This is a genomic window from Ruegeria sp. HKCCA5839, from assembly GCF_013035585.1.
Lineage (GTDB): Bacteria > Pseudomonadota > Alphaproteobacteria > Rhodobacterales > Rhodobacteraceae > Ruegeria.
In genome coordinates this window covers 1-26,167 of sequence record NZ_WQIE01000006.1, presented here as the reverse complement: position 1 = coordinate 26,167, position 26,167 = coordinate 1, and the positions used below count along the sequence as shown (strand labels likewise).

The 26,167-nt window shown below is 59.9% G+C and carries 24 protein-coding genes; 15 read left to right on the top strand and 9 right to left on the bottom strand.

Features of this window, described 5'->3' with window-relative positions:
* Positions 1-116 precede the first annotated feature (116 nt).
* The 7 genes from GOV38_RS15700 (at position 117) to rarD (ending at position 9,607) form a co-directional block, all read left to right on the top strand.
* A complete protein-coding gene (locus GOV38_RS15700) occupies positions 117-497 on the top strand; it encodes a GFA family protein (RefSeq protein WP_171101306.1) in 381 nt (126 codons plus the stop codon).
* 15 nt (positions 498-512) lie between these two features.
* Positions 513-2,960 carry an FAD-dependent oxidoreductase gene (locus GOV38_RS15695; RefSeq protein WP_171209075.1) on the top strand — a complete coding sequence of 816 codons (2,448 nt, stop codon included), beginning with the start codon at positions 513-515 and terminating at the stop codon, positions 2,958-2,960.
* An 8-nt stretch (positions 2,961-2,968) separates the two neighbouring features.
* A complete protein-coding gene (locus GOV38_RS15690; RefSeq protein ID WP_171209367.1) occupies positions 2,969-4,015 on the top strand; it encodes a zinc-binding dehydrogenase in 1,047 nt (348 codons plus the stop codon).
* 12 nt (positions 4,016-4,027) lie between these two features.
* On the top strand, positions 4,028-4,921 hold the full coding sequence (locus GOV38_RS15685; RefSeq protein ID WP_171209074.1) for a homocysteine S-methyltransferase family protein: 894 nt from the start codon (positions 4,028-4,030) through the stop codon (positions 4,919-4,921).
* 15 nt (positions 4,922-4,936) lie between these two features.
* Complete coding sequence (locus GOV38_RS15680; protein WP_371808522.1) at positions 4,937-5,899, top strand: GlxA family transcriptional regulator; 963 nt, start codon at positions 4,937-4,939, stop codon at positions 5,897-5,899.
* 89 nt (positions 5,900-5,988) lie between these two features.
* Entirely contained in the window at positions 5,989-8,442 is a 2,454-nt protein-coding gene (locus GOV38_RS15675) for an FAD-dependent oxidoreductase (RefSeq protein WP_171209073.1), read from the top strand.
* A 259-nt stretch (positions 8,443-8,701) separates the two neighbouring features.
* Positions 8,702-9,607, top strand: a complete 906-nt coding sequence (gene rarD / locus GOV38_RS15670) for an EamA family transporter RarD (protein WP_171209072.1) — start codon at positions 8,702-8,704, stop codon at positions 9,605-9,607.
* Here rarD and GOV38_RS15665 read toward each other — a convergent pair.
* Positions 9,598-10,305 carry an SGNH/GDSL hydrolase family protein gene (locus tag GOV38_RS15665; protein ID WP_171209071.1) on the bottom strand — a complete coding sequence of 236 codons (708 nt, stop codon included), beginning with the start codon at positions 10,303-10,305 and terminating at the stop codon, positions 9,598-9,600. The genes rarD and GOV38_RS15665 overlap by 10 nt on opposite strands.
* Before the next feature lie 2 nt (positions 10,306-10,307).
* Positions 10,308-10,718 (bottom strand): nuclear transport factor 2 family protein, encoded by a 411-nt coding sequence (locus tag GOV38_RS15660; RefSeq protein WP_171209070.1) that lies wholly within the window; start codon positions 10,716-10,718, stop codon positions 10,308-10,310.
* A gap of 97 nt (positions 10,719-10,815) precedes the next feature.
* Between GOV38_RS15660 and GOV38_RS15655 the strand changes: the two genes are divergently transcribed.
* Complete coding sequence (locus GOV38_RS15655) at positions 10,816-11,463, top strand: RluA family pseudouridine synthase (protein WP_171209069.1); 648 nt, start codon at positions 10,816-10,818, stop codon at positions 11,461-11,463.
* A 2-nt stretch (positions 11,464-11,465) separates the two neighbouring features.
* On the opposite strand, the gene GOV38_RS15650 is transcribed toward GOV38_RS15655, so the two are convergent.
* Positions 11,466-11,651, bottom strand: a complete 186-nt coding sequence (locus tag GOV38_RS15650; RefSeq protein ID WP_171209068.1) for a hypothetical protein — start codon at positions 11,649-11,651, stop codon at positions 11,466-11,468.
* Between the two features lie 104 nt (positions 11,652-11,755).
* On the opposite strand from GOV38_RS15650, the gene GOV38_RS15645 reads away from it, so the two are divergent.
* The 4 genes from GOV38_RS15645 to GOV38_RS15630 all read left to right on the top strand — a co-directional run bounded on the left by GOV38_RS15645 (position 11,756) and on the right by GOV38_RS15630 (position 14,755).
* Positions 11,756-12,448 (top strand): YafY family protein, encoded by a 693-nt coding sequence (locus GOV38_RS15645; protein WP_171209067.1) that lies wholly within the window; start codon positions 11,756-11,758, stop codon positions 12,446-12,448.
* A gap of 118 nt (positions 12,449-12,566) precedes the next feature.
* Positions 12,567-13,232, top strand: a complete 666-nt coding sequence (locus GOV38_RS15640) for an OmpA family protein (protein WP_171101284.1) — start codon at positions 12,567-12,569, stop codon at positions 13,230-13,232.
* Between the two features lie 137 nt (positions 13,233-13,369).
* Entirely contained in the window at positions 13,370-13,912 is a 543-nt protein-coding gene (locus GOV38_RS15635) for an NADPH-dependent FMN reductase (RefSeq protein ID WP_171209066.1), read from the top strand.
* A gap of 42 nt (positions 13,913-13,954) precedes the next feature.
* Positions 13,955-14,755, top strand: coding sequence for an acyl dehydratase (locus GOV38_RS15630; protein ID WP_171209065.1), 801 nt, complete (start codon positions 13,955-13,957; stop codon positions 14,753-14,755).
* Here GOV38_RS15630 and GOV38_RS15625 read toward each other — a convergent pair.
* Positions 14,747-15,781, bottom strand: coding sequence for an FAD-binding oxidoreductase (locus GOV38_RS15625; protein WP_171209064.1), 1,035 nt, complete (start codon positions 15,779-15,781; stop codon positions 14,747-14,749). The genes GOV38_RS15630 and GOV38_RS15625 overlap by 9 nt on opposite strands.
* Before the next feature lie 55 nt (positions 15,782-15,836).
* On the opposite strand from GOV38_RS15625, the gene mnmD reads away from it, so the two are divergent.
* Together mnmD and GOV38_RS15615 are read left to right on the top strand one after the other, a co-directional pair.
* Positions 15,837-16,502 carry a tRNA (5-methylaminomethyl-2-thiouridine)(34)-methyltransferase MnmD gene (gene mnmD, locus GOV38_RS15620; RefSeq protein WP_171209063.1) on the top strand — a complete coding sequence of 222 codons (666 nt, stop codon included), beginning with the start codon at positions 15,837-15,839 and terminating at the stop codon, positions 16,500-16,502.
* Complete coding sequence (locus tag GOV38_RS15615; RefSeq protein ID WP_171209062.1) at positions 16,499-17,368, top strand: DMT family transporter; 870 nt, start codon at positions 16,499-16,501, stop codon at positions 17,366-17,368. The genes mnmD and GOV38_RS15615 overlap by 4 nt, the downstream gene beginning before the upstream one ends.
* Here GOV38_RS15615 and GOV38_RS15610 read toward each other — a convergent pair.
* A complete protein-coding gene (locus GOV38_RS15610; protein WP_171209061.1) occupies positions 17,342-19,315 on the bottom strand; it encodes a lytic transglycosylase domain-containing protein in 1,974 nt (657 codons plus the stop codon). The two genes, GOV38_RS15615 and GOV38_RS15610, sit on opposite strands and share 27 nt — an antisense overlap.
* A 134-nt stretch (positions 19,316-19,449) precedes the next feature.
* Here GOV38_RS15610 and dapA point away from each other — a divergent pair, with 134 nt between their 5' ends.
* Positions 19,450-20,322: a 4-hydroxy-tetrahydrodipicolinate synthase gene (dapA, locus tag GOV38_RS15605; RefSeq protein ID WP_171209060.1), complete on the top strand. Its 873-nt coding sequence runs from the start codon at positions 19,450-19,452 to the stop codon at positions 20,320-20,322.
* A 134-nt stretch (positions 20,323-20,456) separates the two neighbouring features.
* On the opposite strand, the gene GOV38_RS15600 is transcribed toward dapA, so the two are convergent.
* The 4 genes from GOV38_RS15600 to pta all read right to left on the bottom strand — a co-directional run bounded on the left by GOV38_RS15600 (position 20,457) and on the right by pta (position 26,104).
* Positions 20,457-21,344 (bottom strand): DmsC/YnfH family molybdoenzyme membrane anchor subunit, encoded by an 888-nt coding sequence (locus GOV38_RS15600; protein ID WP_171209059.1) that lies wholly within the window; start codon positions 21,342-21,344, stop codon positions 20,457-20,459.
* On the bottom strand, positions 21,344-22,093 hold the full coding sequence (locus GOV38_RS15595) for a 4Fe-4S dicluster domain-containing protein (RefSeq protein WP_171209058.1): 750 nt from the start codon (positions 22,091-22,093) through the stop codon (positions 21,344-21,346). The genes GOV38_RS15600 and GOV38_RS15595 overlap by 1 nt, the downstream gene beginning before the upstream one ends.
* A gap of 97 nt (positions 22,094-22,190) precedes the next feature.
* A complete protein-coding gene (locus tag GOV38_RS15590; protein WP_171209057.1) occupies positions 22,191-25,004 on the bottom strand; it encodes a molybdopterin oxidoreductase family protein in 2,814 nt (937 codons plus the stop codon).
* Between the two features lie 86 nt (positions 25,005-25,090).
* Positions 25,091-26,104: a phosphate acetyltransferase gene (gene pta / locus GOV38_RS15585; protein ID WP_171209056.1), complete on the bottom strand. Its 1,014-nt coding sequence runs from the start codon at positions 26,102-26,104 to the stop codon at positions 25,091-25,093.
* Positions 26,105-26,167: the final 63 nt, after the last annotated feature.

The window sequence follows — 26,167 nt, the reverse complement described above, 5'->3', positions numbered from 1 at the left end:
TGCCCGTTCTGGGCTGAAGTCCGACATCTGGGCCCCCCGTTTTATGGCGACCTGTTTTATCATCCATGGCGTGTTGCTGGGGGTCAGCTCCACGCCCACAGCACGGGGGTAACGATATGTATACCGGTTCCTGCCTTTGCGGTGCGGTGGCGTTCACCATCGACGGCGCGCTTCAGCGCCCTTCGGCCTGCCATTGCGGGCAATGCCGCAAACAATCGGGGCATCTCTGGGCCTCGGCCGTGGCCGATCAGGACGCGCTCAGCTTTACCGCCAGCGACACGCTAGCCTGGTATCGCGCCTCGGACATTGCGCGGCGCGGGTTCTGTAGCGCCTGTGGCTCGTTCCTGTTCTGGCAGCACAATGACGAGGACACGATTGCCGTCTCCATGGGATCGCTGGACGAGCCGACCGGCCTGAAACTCGCCCGGCACATCTTTGTCGCCGACAAAGGCGATTACTACGACATCAAAGACGACTTGCCCCAAGAGGCACAGTAATAGGGATCATGAAACATGAGTGACTTTCCGACAAAAGCCCGCGTGGTGATCATCGGCGGAGGCGTGGTAGGGACCTCGTCCCTGTATCATCTGGCCAAGAAGGGCTGGACCGACTGCGTGCTTTTGGAAAAGAACGAGCTGACGGCAGGTTCGACCTGGCACGCAGCAGGCAATGTGCCGACCTTTTCGACCTCTTGGGCGATCATGAACATGCAGCGCTATTCGACCGAGCTTTATTCGCGGCTGGCGGATGAGGTTGATTATCCGATGAACTACCATGTCTCGGGCTCGATCCGCTTGGCGCATAGCAAGGAACGCATGCAAGAGTTCGAGCGCGCCATGTCCATGGGCCGTTATCAGGGTATCCCGATGGAGATGTGGACCCCGGAAGAGGCCAAGGAACGCTATCCGTTCCTCGAGATCCATGACCTTGAAGGCGTGCTCTACGACCCGACCGATGGCGATATCGACCCGGCACAGCTGACACAGGCGCTGGCCAAGGGCGCGCGCGATATGGGGCAAAAGATCATCCGTTTCTGCCCGGCCACTGGCGTCACGCAACATGGCGACGGCACCTGGACCGTGCACACCGACAAGGGCGATATCGCTTGTGACTATGTTGTGAACGCCGCCGGTTACTATGCGCAGCGTGTTGGCGAATGGTTCAAACCCTTCGGTGGACGCACAGTGCCAGCGATGGTCATGAGCCACCAGTATCTGCTGACCGACGAAATCCCTGAGGTCGAGGCCTGGTCCAAGGAACATGGTGGCAAGCTGCCGCTGCTGCGCGACGTGGATGTCTCTTATTACCTGCGGCAAGAGAAGAATGGGTTCAACCTCGGCCCCTATGAGCCCAACTGCAAAGGCCACTGGATGACAGAAGACGATCCGATGCCCGAGGATTTCTCGTTCCAGCTGTGGAATGACGATCTGGACCGGATCGAGGATATCGTCACCGACGCGATGGAGCGGGTGCCGCTGATGGCGACCTCGGGCGTGGGTCGCGTGATCAATGGGCCGATCCCGTATGCGCCGGACGGGTTGCCTTTGATCGGGCCAATGCCGGGCGTCCAGAATGCGTTTGAGGCGCATAGCTTCACCTTCGGCATCGCGCAAGGTGGTGGCGCAGGCAAGGTGCTGGCCGAATGGATCGTCGATGGCGCAACCGAATGGGATATGTGGGCCGTCGATCCGCGCCGGTATACAGATTACACCGATCAGGACTATTGCAACCAAAAGGGTATGGAGGTCTATGGCAACGAATATGCCATGCATTTCCCCCATCACGAATGGCCCGCTGCGCGGGACAAGAAATTGTCGCCGGTGCATGACAAGGTCAAGGAACTGGGCGGTGTGATGGGCGTCTATAACGGGTGGGAACGCGCCAATTGGTTCGCCAAACCGGGCGACGATACCTCGCTGGAGGCAACCCACACCTGGGGCCGCACGGGCCCGTGGGAGCAGCGGATCAAAGAAGAATGCGAGGCCGTGCGCGATCACTGCGGCGTGTTGGACCTGCCGGGTTTCTCGCGCTTCATGGTCAAGGGCGACGGCGCAGCTGAGGCGCTGCGGGGTCTGGTCACGGGCGGTCTGCCCAAGGTGGGTCGAATTAACCTCGTCTATATCGCGGACGACCGTGGCCGCATCCTGACCGAGATGTCCTGCCTGCGTATGGGCGAGGATGAGTTTGTGATGATCACCGCCGCCACCGCGCAATGGCACGATCGGGATATCCTTGTTGCCGCCATGCCCGCAGGCGTCAGCGTTGAGGATGTCACCACGACGCGCGATACGCTGATCGTGACCGGCCCGAAATCGCGCGACATCCTGTCGGGGCTGACCGATGCCGACCTATCCTTGGGCTGGCTGACCCATCAGGCCGCGACGGTGGCGGGGCAGCCCGCCTATCTGATCCGCGTTTCCTTTGCCGGAGAGCTGGGATGGGAAGTGCACGCGCTGAACGCCGATATGCCTGCGATCTATGACGCGATCCTGAATGCCGGAGCCACGCCTTTCGGCATGTACGCGCTGAACTCGCTGCGCATCGAAAAGGGCTACCGCGCTTGGAAGGGTGATCTGTCGACCGACTATTCGCTGTTGGAAGGTGGTTTGGAACGGTTCGTCAAGCTGGACAAGCCGCAGGATTTCCCGGGCAAGACCGCGATCCTGAACGAAAAACAGCAGGGAGTGAAGAAAGCCTTCGTCACTCTGACGGTTGAGGCTGGCGATTGCGACGCGCCTTATATGTCCTGCATCTGGCAAGGTGATCAGATCGTGGGTGAGACGACCTCGGGCGCGTGGGGTTACCGCGTCGGCAAGTCCATTGCGCTGGGCATGATCAAGGCCGAGCTTGCCAATCCTGGCACCGCGTTGGAAGTCGAGATCTACGGCCAGAAATACCCCGCCGTGGTCCAGAAGGACGAACCGCTGTGGGATCCTGCAAACGAACGTCTGCGGGCCTGACCATGGCTGTGCCAAGCACCATGCAGGGTGTCTATCTGACCCGCCACGGCGGGCCAGAAGCCTTGGAATGGCGCGAGGATATTCCAGTGCCAGAACCGGGGCATGGCCAGGTGCTGGTCCGGGTTGCGGCTGCGGGAGTGAACAACACGGATATCAACACGCGGGTCGGTTGGTATTCGTCGGATGTGACTGGCGCGACCGATGCGGTGGATCAGGAAGTCGAGGCCGGCGGCTGGGGCGGTGCCTTGCAATTCCCGCGCATTCAGGGTGGCGATCTGTGCGGCATCGTCGAGGTTGCGGGGCCCGAGACCGGGTTTCAACCCGGCCAGCGCGTGACCTGTCCGATCAACCTGCCGCGCCCGCGTCCCGGCAACCCGACGGGGTTTGTTGCGCTTGGGTCCGAGATCGACGGCGCCTTTGCGCAATATTGTCTGGTCGAGGCCTCGGATCTCTATGATGTTTCGGCCTCTCCCCTCTCGGACGTGGAAATCGCCGCCATTCCGTGCGCGTTTGGCACTGCCGAGAATCTGCTGACCCGGGCCTGTGTAACCGCGGGTCAAAAAGTCTTGGTCACCGGCGCGTCGGGTGGCGTTGGCCTGGCGGCGGTGCAATTGGCAACGCTTCGGGGGGCGTCGGTCTGGGGCGTAACAAGCGCATCCAAAGCTGAAGTGGTACAAAGCCAAGGCGCGGTTGAAACCCTTGGGCGCGACGCCGCGTTACCAGCGGATATGTTTGACGTCGTGATCGACGTTGTCGGTGGTACGGCATGGCCCGGCTTGGTCCTGGCATTGAAGCCCGGCGGTCACTATGCGGTGTCGGGCGCAATCGCAGGTCCGATTGTGCAGGCGGATCTGCGCGACATATACCTGCGTGATATTACGATACATGGCTGCACACATCAGGCGTTTGACGTCTTTGGCCGACTGGTCGAGATGATGAATGCCGGGCGAATCAGACCCATGATCTCGAAAACCTATGACTTGAAACAGATTGCCCGAGCGCAGGAAGACTTCCAATCCAAGGCGATGCCGGGAAAACTGGTATTGATCCCCTAAGGAACGTGGAACATGGCAGATATCACTCTCTTGGATGGCTCAATCGGACAGGAGCTGGTCAAACGCAGCGGCAAGACGCCTACGCCGCTTTGGTCGACGCAAGTGATGATGGAAATGCCCCATCTGGTGGGCGACGTGCATGCGGAATACTTCAAGCGTGGGGCCACTGTCGCAACCACAAACACTTATGCCGTTCACAGATCGCGCCTTGAGCGGGTCGGAATGGAAGACCAGTTGCCCGATCTGATCAACGCCGCGTTGTCGCAGGCGGAACAGGCGCGGGATCGAACGGGTGGGCGTGTCGCCGGATCGTTGGGGCCACTTCTGGCGACCTACCGGCCCGACCTCAACCCCGACCCGGACGACGCCGCAGTGAAGTTTGGCGAACTGGCGGCGCTGATGGCCGACCGGGTGGACCTGTTCCTGATTGAAACCGTGTCATCCGTGCAAGAGGCCGAAGGAGCCCTGCGCGGCACGACCAACCACGGCAAACCCGTTTGGCTGGCCCTGTCGGTTCAGGATTATGACGGCACCCGGCTGCGTTCCGGCGAGCCCCTGGTTCAGATCGCACCGGTATTGGACCGCTATGCGCCCGAGGTGGTGTTGGTCAACTGTTCCCGCCCCGAAGCGATTCCTGCGGCGCTGGATATCCTTGCAGGTTTGGGTCGCCCTTTTGGCGCCTACGCCAATGGCTTTACGGAAATCTCACAAGGCTTTCTGGAAGACGCGCCAACGGTTGACGCGTTGGAGCAGCGTCACGATCTTGGCCCCGAGGCTTATGCCGATCACGCAATGGCCTGGGTTGCGCAAGGGGCGACGATTGTGGGCGGATGCTGCGAAGTTGGTCCCGATCACATCGAAACACTGGCCAAGCGTCTTCGCGCGGCTGGCCATCGTATTGTCTGACTGGAAAGGCGTGGTGTGACGCAATCCCAAGACGATAGGCAGGCACATTTCGACATTCTTGTCACCTCGGGCTTTGTTCTGAGTGAATTGGCCGGGATTGTCGATGTTCTGCGCATCGCCAACCGGGTCTGCGCGCAACCGCCTTTTTCCTTCCGTTACGTCTCGACCAAAGGTGGCCCGGTTGCCAGCAGCGCCGAGGCTTGGGTTGACACGGTTTCTGTCAGCGCATCGCCCAAAGCCGATTACTTGTTTGTCATTGGCAACACCGACCCGGACCATCCCGATCTGTCCCTGACCCGGGTGATATCTGACTATACCCATCGCAATGCGCGGGTGTTCCTGTTGGCCGAGGCGGCCAGCAGGTATATCAAGGACAAAGGTGCAGAAAACCACGCAACCCATTGGGAAAATGCCTCATTCCTGCGTGAGCGGAACGCCGGGTTTGACGCCAATTTTACCATTGCCACCCAGCATGGCCCGGTGGTGACCTGCGCGGGAATGGGGGCCACAGTTGACGTTGCACTTGAGGTTATCGGCTGGCACATCTCAGGCGCGTCCAAACTGACCGTTGCGGATATCATGCTGCACGAAAACATCCGGGACTTCGGGTCGATGCAGCCATTTTCCGGTGTGAAATCCACCTCGACGGGGGATGCGGCGCTGGATCAATGCATTCGGATCATGCAGGCCAATATTGAAGATCCGATCCCGATAAACGAGATCGTCTCGGCCCTTGGCCTGTCCAACCGGTCCTTGGAACGCAAGTTTAAATCCTATCTTGGCACCACACCCAATGGGTTTTACCGCGAAATGCGGTTGGCGCAGGCCAATAACCTGTTGGTGAACACAACACTCAGCGTGCGCGAGATCGGTATGGCCTGTGGCTTTCCCAACGGGTTTTCAAGCGTCTACAAAGCTGTTTACGGTACAACGCCTTTCGCGCACCGACGCAAACGTCGCAGCGCCGCAGATCGGTGATTATTGCGGACGCCCTGACGTTTTTGATGGATTTTATGACGCCTATCCGTGGCAGATTGGCAAAAACCAAATGATGTGGAGTGTTCAGGATGGTCGATCTTCCCGCAAAGGCCCGCGTGGTCATCATCGGCGGTGGCGTCATCGGTTGTTCGGTCGCCTATCACCTGACCAAGAAGGGCTGGACGGATGTCGTTCTTCTTGAACGCAAGCAACTGACCAGCGGTACAACATGGCATGCAGCAGGGCTGATTGCGCAGCTGCGCGCGACGGCGAACATGACCAAACTGGCGAAATACAGCCAGGAGCTTTACGGCTCGCTCGAGGAAGAAACCGGTGTTGCGACCGGTTTCAAACGTGTGGGTTCGATCACCGTGGCCCTGACCGAAGAGCGCAAAGAAGAGATTTATCGTCAGGCCGCCATGGCCCGCGCCTTTGGTGTCGAGGTCGAGGAGATATCGAACGAACGCGTGCAAGAGCTTTATCCGCACCTCAATCTCGATGGGGTCAAGGGCGCGGTTTATCTGCCACTGGACGGGCAGGGGGATCCGGCAAATATCGCCCTGGCGCTAGCCAAAGGTGCACGGCAGCGGGGCGCGGTGGTGAAGGAACGCGTCAAGGTCGCAGAGGTCGTCAAACAAGGGCGTAGGGTGACCGGGGTGGATTGGGTTGCCGATGACGGCAGCGCCTCGGGCCATATCGAATGCGATATGGTGGTCAACTGCGCGGGCATGTGGGGGCATGAAGTTGGCCGCATGGCGGGTGTCAACGTGCCGCTTCACGCCTGTGAGCATTTCTACATCGTCACTGAAAATATCGATGGCCTGACCCAATTGCCGGTCCTGCGCGTGCCGGATGAATGCGCCTACTATAAGGAAGACGCTGGTAAAATCCTGCTGGGCGCATTTGAGCCCGATGCCAAACCCTGGGCTGCAAACGGGATCCCGGACAGTTTCGAGTTCGACCAACTGCCCGAAGATTTCGACCATTTCGAACCGATCCTGGAAGCAGCCTGCGAACGGATGCCGATATTGGCCGAAGCTGGGATCCACACCTTCTTCAACGGCCCCGAAAGCTTTACCCCCGATGATGCCTATCATCTGGGCCTGGCGCCCGAGATGGACAATGTCTGGGTTGCCGCCGGGTTCAACTCGATTGGCATCCAATCCGCAGGCGGCGCCGGTATGGCGCTGGCGGAATGGATGGATACGGGCGAAAAGCCGTTTGATCTGGGCGATGTCGATATCAGCCGGATGCAGCCGTTTCAGGGCAACAAAAAGTATCTGTACGAGCGGTCCAAGGAAACGCTGGGCCTGCTCTATGCCGATCACTTCCCCTATCGCCAGAAAGCAACGGCGCGGGGTGTGCGACGCACACCCTTCCATCAACATTTGCTGGACCATGGCGCGGTCATGGGTGAGCTGGCGGGTTGGGAACGGGCCAACTGGTTTGCCGATGAGGGGCAGGAGCGCGCCTATAGCTACAGCTGGAAACGCCAGAACTGGTTTGAGAACTCGGCAGCCGAGCACAGGGCCGTGCGCGAGAACGTGGGCATGTACGACATGTCGTCCTTTGGTAAAATCCGTGTCGAAGGACCGGACGCTGAAAAGTTCATGAACTATATCGGCGGTGGCGACTACTCGGTGCCCATCGGCAAGATCGTCTACACCCAGTTCCTCAATCGCACCGGCGGGATTGAGGCGGATGTCACGGTCACGCGCTTGTCCGAGATCGCTTATCTGGTGGTCACCCCCGCAGCGACCCGGCTGGCAGATCAAACCTGGATGCGGCGCCACTCCGATGGCTTCAACGTTGTCATCACGGATGTCACGGCGGGTGAAGGTGTACTGGCGGTCATGGGGCCAAACGCCCGGGCGTTGCTTGAGAAAGTGTCGCCCAACGATTTCACGAACGCATCCAACCCGTTTGGCACCGCGCAGGAAATAGAGATTGGCCTGGGTCTGGCCCGCGCCCATCGCGTGACCTATGTGGGCGAGCTTGGTTGGGAAATCTATGTCTCATCCGATATGGCGGGACATGTCTTTGAAACCTTGCATGAGGCAGGGCAGGACATGGGGCTGAAGCTGTGCGGAATGCACATGATGGACAGCTGCCGGATCGAGAAAGGCTTTCGCCATTTTGGCCATGACATCACATGTGAAGATCACGTTGTGGATGCCGGGCTGGGCTTTGCGGTCAAGGTGGATAAAGGTTGTGATTTTATTGGTCGGGACGCGGTGATTGCACGCAAGGAACGCGGGCCCAAGAGCCGTCTTGTTCAGTTCAAACTGACCGATGCAGAACCACTCTTGTTCCACAACGAACCGATTCTGCGCGACGGGGAGTATGTCGGCTACCTGAGTTCGGGAAATTACGGTCACACACTGGGCGCCGCTATGGGGCTGGGCTATGTCCCTTGCGAAGGAGAGTCAGCGGCGGATGTCCTCGCCTCAGGTTATGAGATCGATGTTTGTGGTGTGAAGGTGCAGGCCGAAGCGTCGTTGCGGCCGATGTATGACCCAAAATCAGAACGTGTGAAACTTTGACCCGGTGGCGGGGGCTCTGCCCCCGTCGCGGTAGTCCGCGACTCCCCCGAGGTATTTATAAACAGAAGAAGCAGGGGATCCATATTTCTTCTGTTTCCAAATACCTCGGAGGGCGAGGCAGAGCCTCGCAAAAGATCGAGCTTCTGTCCTGCCCTTCCTGGAATTGATCAGGATTTGTGAAGGGTGTCTTCACGGTTTCCGCAGTTTTCAAACAGGCGTCGATTGCCTAAAGACAGGTTATATCAATCGGAGATCTGCAATGGTCGACGCTGCGACGCAGCCACAAAATGCCGATACACCAAAAGGCTTGGCTCTTGCGGTGACAGCGTATGTGCTTTGGGGCTTTTTACCTCTGTATATGAAAGCACTGTCTCATGTCGGACCCTATGAGGTTGTGGCGCATCGGATCATCTGGTCGGTGCCGGTGGCAGGTATGTTGCTTATCCTTTTGGGACGCACCAAAGATCTGAAAGCGGCGCTGGGTAATCCGAGGATGTTGGCGATGGCGTGCCTGACGGCGGCGCTTATCTCGGTGAACTGGGCAATTTATGTCTGGGCTGTCACCAGCGGGCATGCATTGGACGCAGCGCTTGGATATTACATCAACCCCTTGTTCAGCATCGCACTTGGCGCGGTGCTTTTGGGAGAAACTCTGAACCGGACGCAGGTGATTGCAGTGGGCCTTGCGGCGCTGGGCGTTCTGGTTCTGATCGTCGAGGCCGGAAAGCTGCCCTGGGCCGCCTTGGGAATGATGTTGAGCTGGGGTTTTTATGCCTTTTTCAAACGTTCCTTGCCGATCGGCCCAAATCAGGGCTTTTTGCTGGAGGTTCTGATCCTTCTGATCCCGGCATTGGCCTATGTGAGTTGGTTGACCCTGCAAGGCGAGGGTCATTTCGGGGCAAGTGCAAATGACACGCTATTGCTGGCCGCGGCCGGTATCGTGACGGCAGTGCCTTTGCTTGTTTACGCAAACGGAGCCAAGCTGGTTCGGTTGTCCACCATTGGCATTCTTCAGTACATCGCGCCGACAATGATTTTCATTACTGCGATTACCCTGTTTGGTGAGAAGATCGATCTGGGGCGGATGATTGCCTTTCCGCTGATCTGGGCGGGCTTGCTGGTCTATTCCATTCCGATGATCCGGCAAATGCGGGCTCAAACCTGAATGAGATGCGCGACCTGTTGTGCCCACAAGTGGTAGGCTCTGGGGCTCGGGTGGTAACCATCAGGTGCTGCGAGTGATGGATCCTCGGGTAGATCCAGCTGCAGGTGGCAGGCTTGGGGAAACTTGGCTATGGCAGTTTTCAAGCCGCGATCCAGCCGCGCAGCCTGTTTTCCCAGCACCCAAGCCAAAGGCTGCGGCAGGGCGGGAAAGCGCTGCATCTGTGGGACGCCGGTGACAATAATGCGTCGTACGGCCATCTTCTTGGTCAAATGCGCCAGCAGTCGCGTCTGATTGCGCTCGAATTCTCGGCGTGAGACAGCACGGGTCACATCGTTCACACCCAGGGCCGTAACGGCCACGTCGAATGCGTGATCAAGGGTTTGTAACCGCGCCAGCGTGTCCTGGGTTGTGTGGCCCGTGGTCGCCTCGACCCTCCATTCAACCGTATAGCGGGGCGCAAGCGCCGCAACCAACTGCCCAGAGAGTGCCTGCGCCTGAGTACCGGCTCCGACGCCTGCAGCGGAACTGTCCCCTGCGACAAGTAGGCGCAAACGTGGACCGCGGCCCGAGCGGCCAGATCGCATTCCAGTAGGTTCGGGCAGTAAGGAGGCATTCCGGCGCACATAGAGAGCCTGAGCCAGCAGAACGGGTAGCAGCGGAAGGCGCAGGATCTGATCGGCGGCAATTGGGCCCGGCATGGTCAGGTTAGAGCATCTTTGAACTTGAAAAAGCGCGCGTCTTTCATGACCCGCGCCATCATCGCCTCGCGCAGGGCGCCAATCGTTTTGTAGGGACGCATGACCACTTCAAACTCTTGGATCAAACCGTCGTCGTTCAGTGTGATCAGGTCGACACCAACGGCATCCAATGCACCGACCTTGCACTGAAATTCCAGCGCCCAATCCAGGCCGTCCCCCATGATCCGGCGATAGCGGAAGTCGGAAAACACCTGACCCACATGGCCCAAGACGGCGGCCACCGGTGCGCGGCCCGTCCATGTGCTGTAATAGGTGGGCGGTGAAAACCTGACATCCTCGGCCAAAAGAGCGTGGATCAGGGCTTCGTCCCCCTTGGCGACGACCTCTTGCATACGGACGATGGTCGGGTGCATTTGTCTCTCCCTTTGGTTGGTGTCAGAGTTGCTGAACCCGCGCCTGCAGACAAGGACGACGTTGCGGGAGGAAGCAGCCTGGGTTAGGCAGGCGCGCATGAACGAGCCCTATGATCCTCCTCAGACACCTCTGGACTTGTTGCATGAAGATGCCCAGCTGATCGTTATCAACAAGCCCTCTGGCTTGCTGTCGGTGCCGGGGCGTGGCGCACATCTGGCGGATTGTTTGCTGACGCGTGTGCAAGCGGCATTTCCGCAGGCCTTGTTGGTACATCGTCTGGATCGCGACACGTCGGGCGTGATGGTCTTTGCTCAGACCCCGCATGCGCAGCGGCATCTGGGACTGCAGTTTGAGAACCGGCAGACCCGCAAGACCTATGTTGCGCGGGTCTGGGGGCGTTTAGAACCAAAGGCAGGCACGGTCGATCTGCCGTTGATCGTGGACTGGCCAAACCGGCCACGCCAGATGGTGTGCCAAGAGACAGGCAAAACAGCTGTGACCGATTGGCGTGTGGCGAAATATGAGCCTGAGTCAACGCGCGTGCGCTTGTTTCCCAAGACCGGGCGGTCGCATCAGCTGCGCGTCCATATGCTGGCGCTCGGGCATCCCATTTTGGGCGATCCGTTCTATGCGGAAGGCCCCGCCAGAGCGTTCCCACGCTTGATGCTGCATTCCGAGGAACTGCGTCTGAAGAACCCGGAAGGCGGGATCGCGATGAAATTCCGCGCTCCTGCGCCGTTCTGATTTTAGTGACCCCATAGCATCTTGAGGTTCCCCAGCGACAGGCGCCATCGGCGCTGTTGCGGGCGGTGCGGAAGGCGTTGGCGGGCGGCGGCCAATTCCCGCTCTACCTCGTATGCGCGCAGGGTGTGATCCTGCGCCCAGCGGTCCAGTTTCAATGTCATCATCACATGATTGTCGCGGCTCGGCATAAGCGGTCTCCTCTTTGTATTTGAACAAAGATTGCCGCATCACTGCTGACACCCCCCTGTCAGGGGGGTGTGCTAGACTGTCAGCAGTCTGTAAGGAGATCGATATGCGCCGTTCGACCCGACTATTTGAAATCATTCAGATTTTGCGCGCCGCAGACCGGCCTGTCACCGCAGAAGCACTGGCGGAGAAACTCGAAGTGTCAGTGCGGACTGTCTATCGTGACATCGCAGCGCTTCAGGCGCAGCGGACGCCAATCGAAGGCGAGGCCGGTGTGGGATATCTGATGCGGCGGGGATACGATCTGCCGCCGCTGAATTTTGATGCTGAAGAGGTTGAGGCGCTGTGGGTCGGTCTGTCGATGCTGGCGCGCACGGGTGACAGTACGTTGCAACAGGCGGCGGATCGCGTTTGCCGCAAGATCGAGGCGTTGCGGGACCCGGCAGATTGGCTTCAGGTCGCGACCTGGGGCGCTCCGCTGGATGATCCGGCAAAGGGATGCGTGACGATTGCGACCTATCGTGAGGCTATCCGCGCTGAGCAAAAGTTGCAGCTGACCTATGTCAACGCAGAAGGTGAACGCACGCAGCGGGTCGTGCGCCCGGTGGCACTGATCTATCACATTGAATGTACCTTGCTGGCGGGATGGTGCGAATTGCGCAATGGATTTCGGCATTTTCGGACGGATCGGGTTTGGGGCTGTACACCGATCGACGCGTATTTCTGTGGTCAGGGCCAGGCTTTGCGCAATATCTGGCAGGAACAGGATCGGGAGGATCAGATCACTGGTGCGGCCTGACGGGCAATGTTTCGCCGATCTCAAGCAATTGTTGCTTGAGCCGTGTTACATCAGGCGTGTTATACGTTCTGCAACGAAGCAAACCCGAAAAAACGGGTTCAGGAGCAGAAGGTGCACCATGGCGATTTCCAAGAGTATTTTGACAGCAGGTCTGTGTTCGACCCTTTTTCTGGCAGCCTGTACCGACCCGGGCACGTTGACGGCCCCGGGTGATCCGAACCAGAACGCCAAGCAAGGGGCAGTTTTAGGTGGGTTGATCGGGGCGGGAGTTGGCGCAATCGCCAATGACTCTGATCCGTTGTTGGGCGCTTTGGCCGGTGGGGCCATCGGCGCTGCGGGCGGCGGTCTGATCGGCAACCAACTGGACCGACAGGCAGCTGAGCTGCGTCAGCAGCTGGCCAATGACGGGATCACCATCGTCAACGCTGGCGACCGGCTGATCGTGACCGTGCCCAATGACATCACCTTTGATACTGACAGTGCCACGGTACGCCCGGCTTTGCGCGCGGATCTGGTGAAGGTGGGGCAGAATCTGGTCAACTATCCCAACTCGAACGTTCAGATCATCGGCCATACCGACAGTGACGGCGACGCGTCTTACAACTTTGGTCTGTCCGAGCGCCGTGCCAACGCCGTGGCTGATATTTTGCAGGCCAATGGCGTCAGCTTTTCGCGGATAACCACCGTGGGTCAGGGTGAAAACAACCCGATTGCGTCCAACCTGACCCCGGAAGGCAAGGCGCAGAACCGTCGCGTCGAAATTGTGGTCGTGCCGAACGCCTAAACAGCAGCCGAAAACGCGTTTCCGGGGCCGCAATTTGCGGCCCTTTGCTTTTGCACATTGACTGCGCGCTGGCAGCACTATGGTTCTGTGGCAAGACGGATAAATTGGGTCTGACCCAAAGGATGGAGATTTTCTGAATGTCTGAACCGACCTTGCTGTCCCTGTCGGGCTCGTTGCGCCAGAACGCCACAAATCGCAAACTGCTGCGCGAGGCGGCGCGGCTGTTCGATCCTGGCACCTATATCGAGGCTGATCTGAATTTGCCGCTCTATGATGGTGACCTAGAAGAAGGCGAGGGTGTACCCGAGAAGGTTCAAGTGCTTGCAGACCAGATTGCGCAGGCGGATGCGGTTATTATCTCGACCCCGGAATACAACAAGGGCCCGTCGGGCGTGCTGAAGAATGCGTTGGATTGGGTCAGCCGCACCAAAGGGCGGCCCTGGGCAGACAAGCCGGTTGCGGTCATGTCCGCTGCGGCTGGGCGCGCAGGAGGGGAACGGGCGCAAATGGTTCTGCGGTCCTATATGGTGCCGTTCCAGCCCCGTATCCTTCAGGGCCCCGAGATTCATCTGGCCGACAGTTCCAACGAGTTTGATGACCAGGGGCGTTTGTCCAGCGAGCGATATGAAAACGCGCTGCACGCCTTGATGCAAAAACTGCGCACCGAGGCCGGTTTCTGATCCACGCTTGCCGCGTCGCCTCATGGGGCCTAGGCTGCGGTCATGACGCAGTCTGAACCCAGTGAAATTCAGCATGACGTGATGGACCCGGCCCGCGCCGCTGCATTGCAGGCCGCGCTTGGGCTGGAGGTTACGGTTGCCGAGGGCACGCCGTTGCCGCCCTTTTTCCACCAGCTGTATTTCTGGTCTCCACAGCCACCGCATCGGTTGGGTCGGGATGGGCATCCCCGCGTGGGCGAGGGGATAATCCCCGACATGGGCTTACCACGGCGGATGTGGGCGGGCGGTCGATTGCAGTTTCACGCCCCCCTTTTGGCGGGCGTTCCGGCCGAGCGGCGTTCGTTCGTCGACAGCACCGAAACCAAGATGGGTCGCTCGGGGCCCCTGGGATTCGTGATCCTGCGCCATGCCATCTGGCAGGCGGGCGCGGTACGTGTCACCGAATGGCAGGATCTGGTCTACCGCGAAGATGCCTCGGGCACCGCGCCCGAACCGCCTGTTGCGCGAACGGACGAGACAGACAGTCGGCAGGTCGAGTTCAGTACAACGCTGCTCTTTCGCTATTCGGCGCTGACATTCAACGGTCACCGCATTCACTATGACGCCGATTATGCAAAGGATGTTGAAGGCTATGAGGGTCTGGTCGTGCATGGCCCGCTATTGGCGCAGCATCTGATGCTGTTTGCGACCGAGTTGATGGGGCCTCTGACGCAGTTTCTGTTTCGCGCCTCGTCACCGCTTATGCATTTTCAGTCCGCGACCTTGTGTCGAAACGGGGATGAGTTCTGGGTGCGTGGCCCGGATGGGCGGCAGTGCATGTTGGCCATCGCGCAATCAGAGTGAGGCTTCGGGCCTGAAATCTTCGGGGATCGCATCTTTGCCGTCCAGAACCAGATGCGCCATCACCTCGGCCACCTTGGGGGCCATGCCAAACCCGATCTTGAAACCGCCATTTGCGATAAACTGACCGGGATACAAAGGGTGTGCACCCAGCATCGGGGCGCGGCTTTTGCTGCGCGGGCGTACTCCCGCCCAACGCTCGATGACCTCGGCCCCGTGCAGCAACGGAACCGCCTGCATGGCGCGTTCGATGACCGTGTCCAGCGCGTCATCGGTGCTTTGCGGGTCGTCATAGTCACGCTCTGAGGTTGATCCGATGGCCAAACTGCCGTCCGCATGAGGCACAAAATGGATCGCGTCGGCAAAGATCTGCGGCACGCACCCGGCGTCAAAGCGCAAAAGCGCCGCCTGACCTTTGACTCCGTTGCCGACCGTCTTGCCAAAATGCTGGCTCAGCTCTTGCAACCCGGCAAGGCCAGTGGCGTGGACGATGTGCCCCGCATCAGGGGCCTCGGCCACCACCTCAACCCCCATCACGGTCAACGCAGCAACCAGCGCAGCGCAGGCACGGCGCGGGTGCATGCGGGCCGACAACGTGTCGTAGATGACATAGCCCGTCGGGCTGGGTGGCGACCAGACGCCCAAATCCTCTGCCGCAACCACGCGCCAATCGGCCTTGCCCTGCCACAGGGTTGCGGCGGTTTCGGCTCGTGCCCGCGCAAGCCCAAGCGCGCGCGCATCCGCAATCGGTTGAAGCCGCCCAAGACGCCCGTAGCCGGCCGAGACACCGCCTGTCTCTTCGACCTGCTGCCAGAAGGATTCGGCCATGATCAGGCTTTCGAACTGAAAGGCTTTCTTGGCGTTCCAGTTCTCGGGCACATGCGGGGCCAAAGCGCCGACCAAACCGCCACTGGAGCCCGCGCCCGGGCCAAAGGGGTCGACCACTCGAACCCGGGCCCCGCGCCGGGCACAGGTCCAGGCGATGGACAGGCCAAAGATACCCGCGCCCCGCACCGTCACATCGACCATTGCCAAACCCCTTTTCCTTGTTCAGTGTCGCGCCGCTTAGCTACAGGATTACCCGATGGCAGACCAGCATGCCGAATTGTCGTGGAAAGAGGATCGGATCCCCGTATCGGATCGGTTCGACGACCCCTATTTCTCGTTGCAGAACGGGTTGGAGGAAACGCGGCACGTCTTTCTGGTGGGCAATGATCTGCCAGCGCGTTTTGAACCCGGTTTCCATATTGCCGAGCTGGGCTTTGGCACCGGATTGAACATGCTGACCGCCTGGTCGGCGTGGGAGGCATCGGGCCAGACCGGTGCCTTGCACTTCACCAGTTTCGAGGCCTTCCCGATGGCCCCGGTCGACATGGCCCGCGCTTTGCAGGCCTTTCCCGAATTACAGCCTTGGAGCGCAAGGTTTCTGGGCGCATGGAAAGGTGGGACCTGCGATCTGGGAACGCTCAGGCTCACGGTCATTGAAGGCGACGCGCGGCAGCAGTTGCCAGCTTGGTCAGGTCAAGCCGATGCCTGGTTTCTGGATGGGTTTTCCCCAGCCAAGAACCCCGAGCTTTGGGGCGAAGAACTGATGCAGCAGGTCTATGATCACACGCGGGCCAAAGGGACGGCGGCCACCTATACAGCAGCGGGGTTTGTGCGCAGGGGATTACAGGATGCAGGCTTTGCCGTTACGCGCAGCCCGGGTTATGGGCGCAAACGGCACATGACCCGGGCGGTCAAGCCATGACGCAGCAAAATAACGTCAGCGCCGGTATCGCCCTTATGATCGGGGCAACCATTGTTTTTGCTCTGCAAGACGGTATCTCGCGCCACCTGGCCGGGACCTATAACACCTACATGGTGGTGATGATCCGCTATTGGTTCTTTGCGGCTTTTGTCATTGCATTGGCCATGCGCCGCCAGGGCGGGCTGCGTGCCACCGCCAGCACCAGACAGCTGGGTTTGCAAATCACGCGGGGTGTGTTGCTGGCGGCTGAGGTCTGTGTGGCGGTCTATGCCTTTACCATATTGGGGCTGATCGAAAGCCAGGCGGTGTTCATCTGCTATCCGCTTTTGGTCGCCGCGCTGAGCGGGCCCATTTTGGGCGAAAAGGTCGGCTGGCGGCGCTGGGCCGCGATTGGTGTCGGTTGCGTTGGCGTTCTGATCATCCTTCAACCCGGCATGGGTGTCTTTAACCCCTGGGCGGTGATCCCCCTGATCTCGGCCTTGATGTTTGCCGTCTATGGCCTTCTGACCCGCTATGCAGCGCGCCAGGACAGCACCACCACCAGCCTGTTCTGGACAGGCATCGCCGGAGCCATCGCCATGACCACAATAGGCCTATGGTTTTGGGAGCCGATGGTTCCCGCAGATTGGCTGTGGATGGGTCTGTTAAGCGTGCTGGGCGTTCTGGGGCATTGGCTGCTGATCAAATGCTATGACATGGCCGAAGCCAGCGCCGTTCAACCCTTTGCCTATTTTCACCTGCTCTGGAGCGCAATTCTGGGGATCACCATCTTCCACGAAGTGCTGCGCCCGGCGGTGATCGCAGGCGCAGCTTTGGTCATCGCCGCCGGTCTGTTCACCCTATGGCGCGAACGCCGCCAGGGTTGAGCCGGTCAGTTCCTGCGAAAAGGGAACGGGCAGGGCCGGTTTGCCCAGACGCGCGCGATAAACCGGCAGGCTTTCGGCCACCCGCATGACATAGTTTCGGGTTTCCGAGAACGGAATGAACTCGATCCAGTCGACGATATCCACCGCACCCGCACGCGGGTCACCAAAGCGCTGCATCCACGAGATCGGACGCCGCGGGCCGGCGTTGTAACCGGCGGCCATCATGACAACGTTCCCGTTGAAATCTGCAGCAAGGCTGGCCAGATAATTCGCCCCGAGCTTGGCATTGTATTCCCAATCCGAGGTCAATCGCCCGGTTTTGTGACGGCTGAGGATGCCCAACTCACCCGCGACCAGCTTGGCTGTGGCTGGCATGACTTGCATCAACCCCCGCGCGCCCGCACCGCTGATCACAACAGGATCAAACTCGCTTTCGCGTCGCGCAATGGCCAGCGTCATTTCCTCGGCCATCGGCAGGCCCAGATCGGCCACAGGGTGAACCGGATAATAGGCTGCGGGCAGAACAATGCCCGTCCGTGCCGCGCGCTTGGCAATCATCACCGCCAAATGTGGTTCTTTGAGTTCCAAAGCCACGTCGCCAAGCTGCTCGGCTGAGATCTGATCAAGCTCTTCAACCAGATGGGTCAGGAACCGCTCTGCCAGATTGTCCTCTCCGGCCCGTTGCAGCAACAGACCGGCCTCCAACACGCTTGAATCGGCGAACTTGGCCTGTTTCCAGTGCGGTGCACGGCGTGGATTGGCCAGCGCCGGATCAAAGGGGCGTCCGATCTCCTCGGCCGCAAGAAGGCCATAGAACGACGTCTGATAATCCGCGCCCATCGCATAGGCGTCATAGGCCTTTTCCGCATCGCCCTGCGCGGCATAGGCACGGCCCAGCCAATACCCACCCCGACCCTTCGAGATCGGTGAAGCTACCGCATCCGAAAAATTCTGGAAATGTCGCACTGCTGTCGCCGGGTCATTCAACCGCCGTAGTGCCAGGAATCCGGCCAGCCATTCCAGATCCGCATAGGCATAACCCATTTCCGGGGTCATGTGGTGATTGGCGGCGACCTCATAGGCACGACTGTACTTGCCGCTCCGCATCTCCAGACGGGCCAAACGACGCCGACCCTCGGCCCATTTGTCCGGTTCACCCAGTGCTTGCGGTCCTGTGGAGCGCGCCAGCATCAGATCAATGGCGCTGTCATCCAGCTCTTTCCGATCGCGCCAGACAAAACGGTCAAACGCCAGGCCCGGAGAGGATTTCAGAGCTTTCGGAACCGCCGCGACCTTGCCATCAACACCGGGCTGCCGTTTCTGCAAGGCAATCCGGGCCTCGGCCAGTTTGCGCTGATCGGAACTGACCAAGGGCAACATCTGCCCCGCGCTGACCAAGTGGTTATCCCACAACATCCGGTCCAGGCGCGCCTCGTGATGCGGTTTCAAGAGCGTGCTGAAATTCTCGATATAGTTCTTTTGCAAACCGGCCCCCATGGGCATGGTCCGCCACGCGGTAACGATATCGGCTTCGGCATCGCCGCGTCGGCCCTTGGCCAGCAACGCCACCGCATAGTTCAGCGCGCCTTCTGCCGTTTGCGGTGGGGTGTCTGCATAGAATGCGATTACGCGGTCAGGATCGCCATTGGTAAAGGCCGGTTCGCTTTTCCGGCGCAGCCAGGCGAGCCCGGGCCAATCCGGGCGGCGCTCCAGAAAGACCAACACATCGCCCGAGCTGCCAAACCCTTCGCGCAGCCAATGCCAGACAATAATGTCACGCGAAACCGATCCGCGTTTGCCTGAAACGCGTAGGGCTGCGTTCCAGTCCCCCTTGCGCATCTCGGACAGCCCGGCCCGCACATCCCCCACCGCATCCGCGCGCGCGGGCTGGGACAGCGTGGTTGCCAACATAATCACTGCCGTCAAAACGGCCAGAAAGCGTGTCATCCCTTGCATTTCCTAACCAACCAAGGATAGAGCCATTCAGGATAGACCTTGCGCCGCCGGGATCAACTCACAATGGCAAGACCAGCGGCGGCACAGACGTAATTTTGCAACCCGCACCTCAAGGAGCGCGACCCATGTTCAAAGGCTCGATGCCAGCCCTCGTCACCCCGTTCAGCAACGGCGAGTTGGACCTGGACACGCTCAAACACTTGGTGGAATGGCAGATTCAAGAAGGCTCGACCGGGCTGGTTCCTGTTGGCACCACCGGAGAGAGCCCAACGCTCAGCCATGATGAGCATGAGACCGTGATCGCCGAGGTCGTGAAGGCCGCAGCAGGCCGGGTTCCGGTGATCGCCGGGGCAGGGTCGAACAACACTGTTGAAGCGATCCGATTCGTCCAGTTCGCGCAAAAGGCGGGTGCCGCTGCGGCCCTCGTCGTGACGCCCTATTACAACAAGCCGACGCAGAAAGGCCTGATCGCGCATTTTCAGGCGCTGCATGATTGCGCGGATATTCCGATTATCATCTACAACATCCCCGGACGCTCGGTCATTGACATGACGCCGGCGACGATGGGTGAATTGGCAAAGCTGCCGCGCATTGTTGGCGTCAAGGATGCCACCGGCGATCTGGCCCGCGTCAGCCAGCAGCGCGCCACGTGCGGTCCTGATTTCTGCCAGTTGTCGGGTGAAGACGCCACGGCGTTGGGCTTCAACGCCCATGGCGGCGTCGGCTGTATCTCGGTCACGGCCAACGTGGCCCCGAAACTCTGCGCCGAATTCCAGCAGGCCACGCTGGATGGCGACTATGCCAAAGCGCTGGACTATCAGGACAAACTGATGCCTCTGCACGAAGCGATCTTTATCGAACCCGGCTTGGTCGGCGCCAAATACGCGCTCAGCAAACTGGGTCTCTGCAGCACCGAAGTCCGTTCCCCTCTGACCGAGCTGGAAGGCAGCACCAAAGCGGCTATTGATGCCGCGATGTCGCATGCAGGGTTGATCTGAAGCCATCTGATCCAACAGGTTAGGGCGGCCTCGATCCCGAGCGCCGCCCTTTTTCATTGGCAGGATCCAAACTTCATCTGGCCCAAAATATCCCGGGGGAGGCGCGGCTTGCCGCGGCGGGGGCAGAGCCCCCTTCAGCGTTTCCCGTAATAGAGGCCAACAACATGCTCCGCCTGCGCAAAGAACAGCCAGCGTGAAACCATGACCCCGGCCAGATGTGACGCCACCGCAAGCAGCACGAGCACATGTTTGATCACAACCCCCGAAGCGGGGATCAGGATCAGCAGCAGGGGCAGGACAAAGGCGAGCGCAAAAGCGATCATGCGCAGTTTCTGCGCATGCTTGCGCCCGACCACGTGAACAAATTCGCGCAGCAGATAGTTGGTTCCGGTATGAGGTGGCTCAAAGGCACGCACGTCGCCACGCAGCCCCAGTCCGGTCGCTGTGCCTAAGGTGGTGCCGGATCGTGCGAAGGCGCCGTCACCCTTGGCCCAATAGGCCAGCTGGATCGCTCCGGCGATGGCAAGCAACCAGGGCGCCAAGGCTTCGGCGCCAGACAGCAGCGCTCCACCGGCCAGGCTGAAGGATAGGAACATCGCGGGCGTCAGCTCCATGTTCCAACGCGGAATGGTCTTGAGCTGGGTGTAGATCATCGAGGTGGTGAACACGGTAGCCAGGCTGAAAAGCGCACCGATCCAGCCCAGCAGGGTCCAGTGACTGCCCAGGAACACGGCGCCCAGCGCATAGAGGCCCATGACCACCAATGCCACCACGGCACAGACGCCTTCGCGGCTGAGCCAGCTGGATTTCCATTGGGTGAATGCTTTCCAGGCTCGTTCGGGATGGCCGAGGTGAAAGGTCGAGGCCAGAAGGCCGCCGACAGCCAGCGCATAGGCGATGACGTAGAAGACAAAGGCTACAAAACCGGTCACGGCGGGCTGTCCGAGGCCCAGAAAGAACAGCAGACCAAAGCCCAGACCAGACAGGGTGGTGAAGATGATAACGGAAGGTGCGGGATGCATCAGATTTTCTCCAGCGTCTTGTCGAGCCAGCCCAGGAAGCCTTTGGGTTCTTCCGCGACGGGCGCAAGAAGCGGGGCCAGGATGTCGATCTGGTCTTCAACCGTGTCCTTGGGGCGTGGCGGCAGGTATTTGTTGACCGGTTTGGTGCCCATCTCGGGCATCAGGTCCATACCCTCCCGTTCAGCCACCAGCTTGCTGACATCGCTGTCGGGATCGCCCAGATCACCAAAGTGGCGCGCGCCCGCGGGGCAGGTGCGCACGCAGGACGGCACACGGTCGACCTCGGGCAGGTTTTCGTTGTAGATTCGGTCGACACAAAGGGTGCATTTCTTCATCACCCCTTCGGCCATGTCCAGTTCGCGTGCACCATACGGGCAGGACCAAGCGCAGAGGCCACAGCCGATGCAGTCGCTTTCATTGACCAGAACGATCCCGTCCTCGACCCGCTTGTAACTGGCCCCGGTGGGGCAGACGGTGACGCAGGGCGCGTCCTCGCAATGCAGGCAGGATTTGGGGAAGTGGATCAGTTGGGCATGACCGTCGGCGGGCTGCACTTCGTAGGAGTGCACACGGTTGAGGAAGGTGCCTGACGGGTTCCCGCCATAAGCATCCTGATCCGACAGTGGTGCGCCGTAGTTTTCAGTGTTCCAGCCTTTGCAGGAAATCACACAAGCATGGCAGCCGACGCAGGTGTCCAGGTCGATGACCAGACCCATCTTGCGCTCGGTGGATTGGGGAAGTTGGGTCATGTCAGGAAGTCTCCGCTATGGTGAGCGGGGCCGGAGCGAGGGGCCAGCCCCTCGCGCTCCCCGAGGTATTTTTGAACAGGAGAAAGGCAGATCAGGGTCATTTGCCCACCTTCCAAGCCAGATCCTTGGGCCCAGTACCGACCGGGGACTTGATCGGGCCAAATTCGGGTTGGCTTTCCACATCCGCCGGAGCAGCGGCTTTTTCGATTTTGACCTTGAGGTCGAACCAGGCGGCCTGGCCGGTGATCGGGTCGGAATTGGCCCAGCGCATGCCATCGCCCTTGGACGGCAGAAGCTCGTGGATCAGGTGGTTCAGCAGGAAGCCCTTGGTGGCCTCGGGCGCGTCTTCTTGCAGAGCCCAGGCACCTTTGCGCTTGCCGATGGCGTTCCAGGTCCAGACTGTGTTGTCGTTCAGCGCCGCCATCTCCATGACCGGGACGGTGATTTCACCATGCGGTGAGGTCACTTTGGCCCAGTCGCCATCTTTCAACCCGTGTTCGCGCATCAGTTTGGTCGGCACATAAAGCGGGTTGCGTCCGTGCAGTTGCCGCAGCCAGGCGTTCTGGGTGCCCCAGCTGTGATACATCGCCATCGGGCGTTGGGTCAGCGCGTTGACCGTGAAGCCTTCGTTGCCCTGCTGGTCGGTTTCATACCAGATCGGCAGCGGGTCCATCTTGTCCTTGATCCGCTGGCGCAGATGTTCGGGGGGCTGGCGGTCGCCATGACCCTCGGCGGCCAGCTGGAATTTGCGCATCGGTTCGGAGTAAAGCTGGAACAAATAGGGCTGCGGGCTGTCATAAATGCCCATGCCCACGGCCCAATCCTGATAGGCCGTGTTCCAGGGTTTGTAGTAATCCGCGCCTTCGGGAATATGGGCCACATAGAAGCCGCCATTTTCGATATAGCGGTCGAGTTGGTCGGGATTGACCTCGCCCCGGCCTTCCTTGTCGCCGTTTTCACCCCGGAACCCTGCCAGCGGGCCGATGCCCGGGCGGCGTTCATGGTTGACGATATAGTCGGCATAGTCTTTCCATTTCGGGTTGCCGTCTTCGTCGACAAAGCCGGGCAGGCTCATCCGGTTGGCCAGTTCGATCAGCACCGATTGGAACCCGCGCACGTCGCGGTCGGGTTCGATCACCGGCCAACGGATAGCGTCAGCAGCCGCGTCGGCTTCGCAGATCGGACGATCGAGCAGCGAGATGCAGTCATGCCGTTCGAGATAGGTGGTGTCAGGCAGGATCAGGTCGGCATAGGCGACCATTTCCGACGAATACGCATCCGAGTAGATGATGTTCGGGATCACATAGTTGCCGTCATCATCCTTGGCGGTCAGCATCTCCATCACGCCCTTGGTGTTCATCGACGAGTTCCACGACATGTTCGCCATATACATGAACAGCGTATCGATCTTGTAGGGATCACCAGCCGCCGCGTTCGAGATCACCATATGCATCAGCCCGTGGGCAGACATCGGGTTTTCCCAGGTGAAGGCCTTGTCGATGCGAATGGGGTTGTTGTCGTCGTCCAGCAACAGATCATCGGGACCGCGTGGGAAGCCCAGATGCGGCCCGTTCAGCGGGCGGCCGGGACGGCGGTCTCCATGCGGGGTGGGGTGCGCTTCGACCGGTTTGGGATAGGGCGGTTTGAAGCGGAAGCCGCCGGGCACTTCGACCGAGCCCAACAGGATTTGCAACACATGCAGAGCGCGGCAGGTCTGGAATCCGTTGGCATGGGCCGACACGCCGCGCATCGAGTGGAAGCTGACCGGACGCCCGATCATCTTGCTGTGTTTTTCGCCGCGGAAATCTGTCCATTCATGGTCCAGTTCGATGGCTTCGTCAAAGGCGACGCGGGCGATTTCGGCGGCGATGGCGCGGATGCGCTCGGCAGGGATGCCACAGCGCTCGGCCACAGCTTCGGGTGCGTGCTCGTCGCTGAGGTATTTCTCGGCCATCAGATGGAAAACAGGGCGGTGGGTGACACCGTCTTTGTCATAGGTCGCCGACAGGTCAGGGCGCACACCGGGTTTGTCGAATGCGGTCGGTTCACCCGTGGCGCGGTCGATCACCAGCGGTTTGCCGTCTGCATCGCGCAGGAACAGACCCTTTTCCGGCCCTTCTGCGGCATTCACCAGAACCGGAGCGTTGGTGTAGCGGCTGAGATAGTCGAGGTCGATCTTGCCCGCCTTCATCAGCACATGGATCAGAGACAGGATGAACAACCCGTCCGTGCCGGGCGTGATACCGACCCAGTCATCAGCCACAGCGTTATAGCCCGAGCGGATAGGGTTCACGCCAATCACCCGCGCACCACGCGCCTTGATTTTGCCGATGCCCATCTTGATCGGGTTGCTGTCGTGGTCTTCGGCCACGCCGAACAGCATGAACAGTTTGGTGTGGTCCCAATCAGGCTGACCAAACTCCCAAAACGCGCCGCCCATCGTATAGATGCCACCCGCGGCCATGTTGACCGAGCAGAAGCCACCATGGGCTGCATAGTTCGGGGTGCCGAAATTTTGCGCCCAGAAGCTGGTGAAGCTTTGACTTTGGTCACGACCGGTGAAAAAGGCCAGCTTTTGCGGTGCGGTTTCGTGCAGTTCATGCATCCAACCAACAGCGGTGCTGATGGCTTCTTCCCACTCGATCTCGCGGAACTCGCCCGATCCGCGAGGGCCGACCCGGCGCAGCGGTTTACGCAGGCGGGACGGGGCGTTGACCTGCATGATCCCGGCGCTGCCTTTGGCGCACAGCACACCTTTGTTGACCGGATGGTCCCGGTTGCCTTCGATATAGGCAACCTTTCCGTCTTTCATGTGGACGTTGATGCCACAGCGGCATGCGCACATGTAGCAGGTCGTCTTGCGAACCTCGTCGGAAACTTTGGGAGAGGTGTCAATTACTGGCTGGTTCATATGTGCCCCTGTCGCTTGTGACCCAATTATTCCCATAAATTGCGGAAAACCGGAATGCTTGTTGTCTGTTATTCTAAGGCTCTAGGCTAATTTCCTGAATTCAATTGCTGCGCCTGAACGATGGTCACCGCAATCATGTGCAGGACATCCTCGGCAGAGCAGCCTCGCGACAGATCGTTTGCAGGCTTGGCAAGCCCTTGCAGGACGGGCCCAATGGCCTCGGCCCCACCGATCCGTTGCGCGATCTTGTAGCCGAGGTTGCCGGCATTCAGATTTGGGAAGACGAACACATTCGCCTGGCCGCTGACCGGTGAATCCGGTGCCTTTTTCGCGGCAACTTCGGGTACAAAGGCCGCGTCGAACTGCATTTCACCGTCAATCAGCAGCGATGGGTCCGCCGCGCGGGCGATTTTTGTCGCTTCGACGACCTTTTCCACCTCGGGATGTTTCGCGCTGCCCATGGTCGAGAAAGACAGCATCGCAACCCGGGCGGTATCGCCGGTCAATGCCGTGTAGGAATGGGCCGAGGCGCGCGCGATTTCGGCCATTTCATTCGCGTTGGGATCCACGACCAGGCCACAATCAGCAAAGATATAAGCGCCTTTGACCGGGTGATGATCCTGGCAGAACAGCATCAGAAAGAATGACGACACCATTATTGCTCCCGGCGCGGTGCCGATGATCTGCAACGCCGTGCGCACTGTGTCAGATGTGGTTTCCACCGCACCACCAACGGTGCCATCCGCAACTCCATGCCGCACCAGAAGCGCGGCATAGACCAATCGGTTGGTGACTTGTTCCTGCGCCACCTCAAGGGTCATGCCCTTGTGTTTGCGTAGCTCAACCAGAAGCTCTGCAAGCTCGGACCGCAGCGGCGATGTAACTGGGTCGTGGATGGTGATCCGGTCTGAATCATATCCTTCATGGGTATCCAGCAGGGCCTTAACCTTGGCCTGATCGCCCACCAGAATGGTTTTGCCCAGCCCTTCTTTGGCGGCAAGAACGGCACCTTTGACAACGCGTGGATCATCGCCCTCGGAAAGAGCGATGATCTTGTCAGAAGTCGCAGCCGACCCCAGAATGGCGCGCAGAGCTTCCACGGGGTTACGCCCCGACCTGTGTGCGCATGTCGTCTTTGCTGATGCCTGCGACGGCGACGGGTT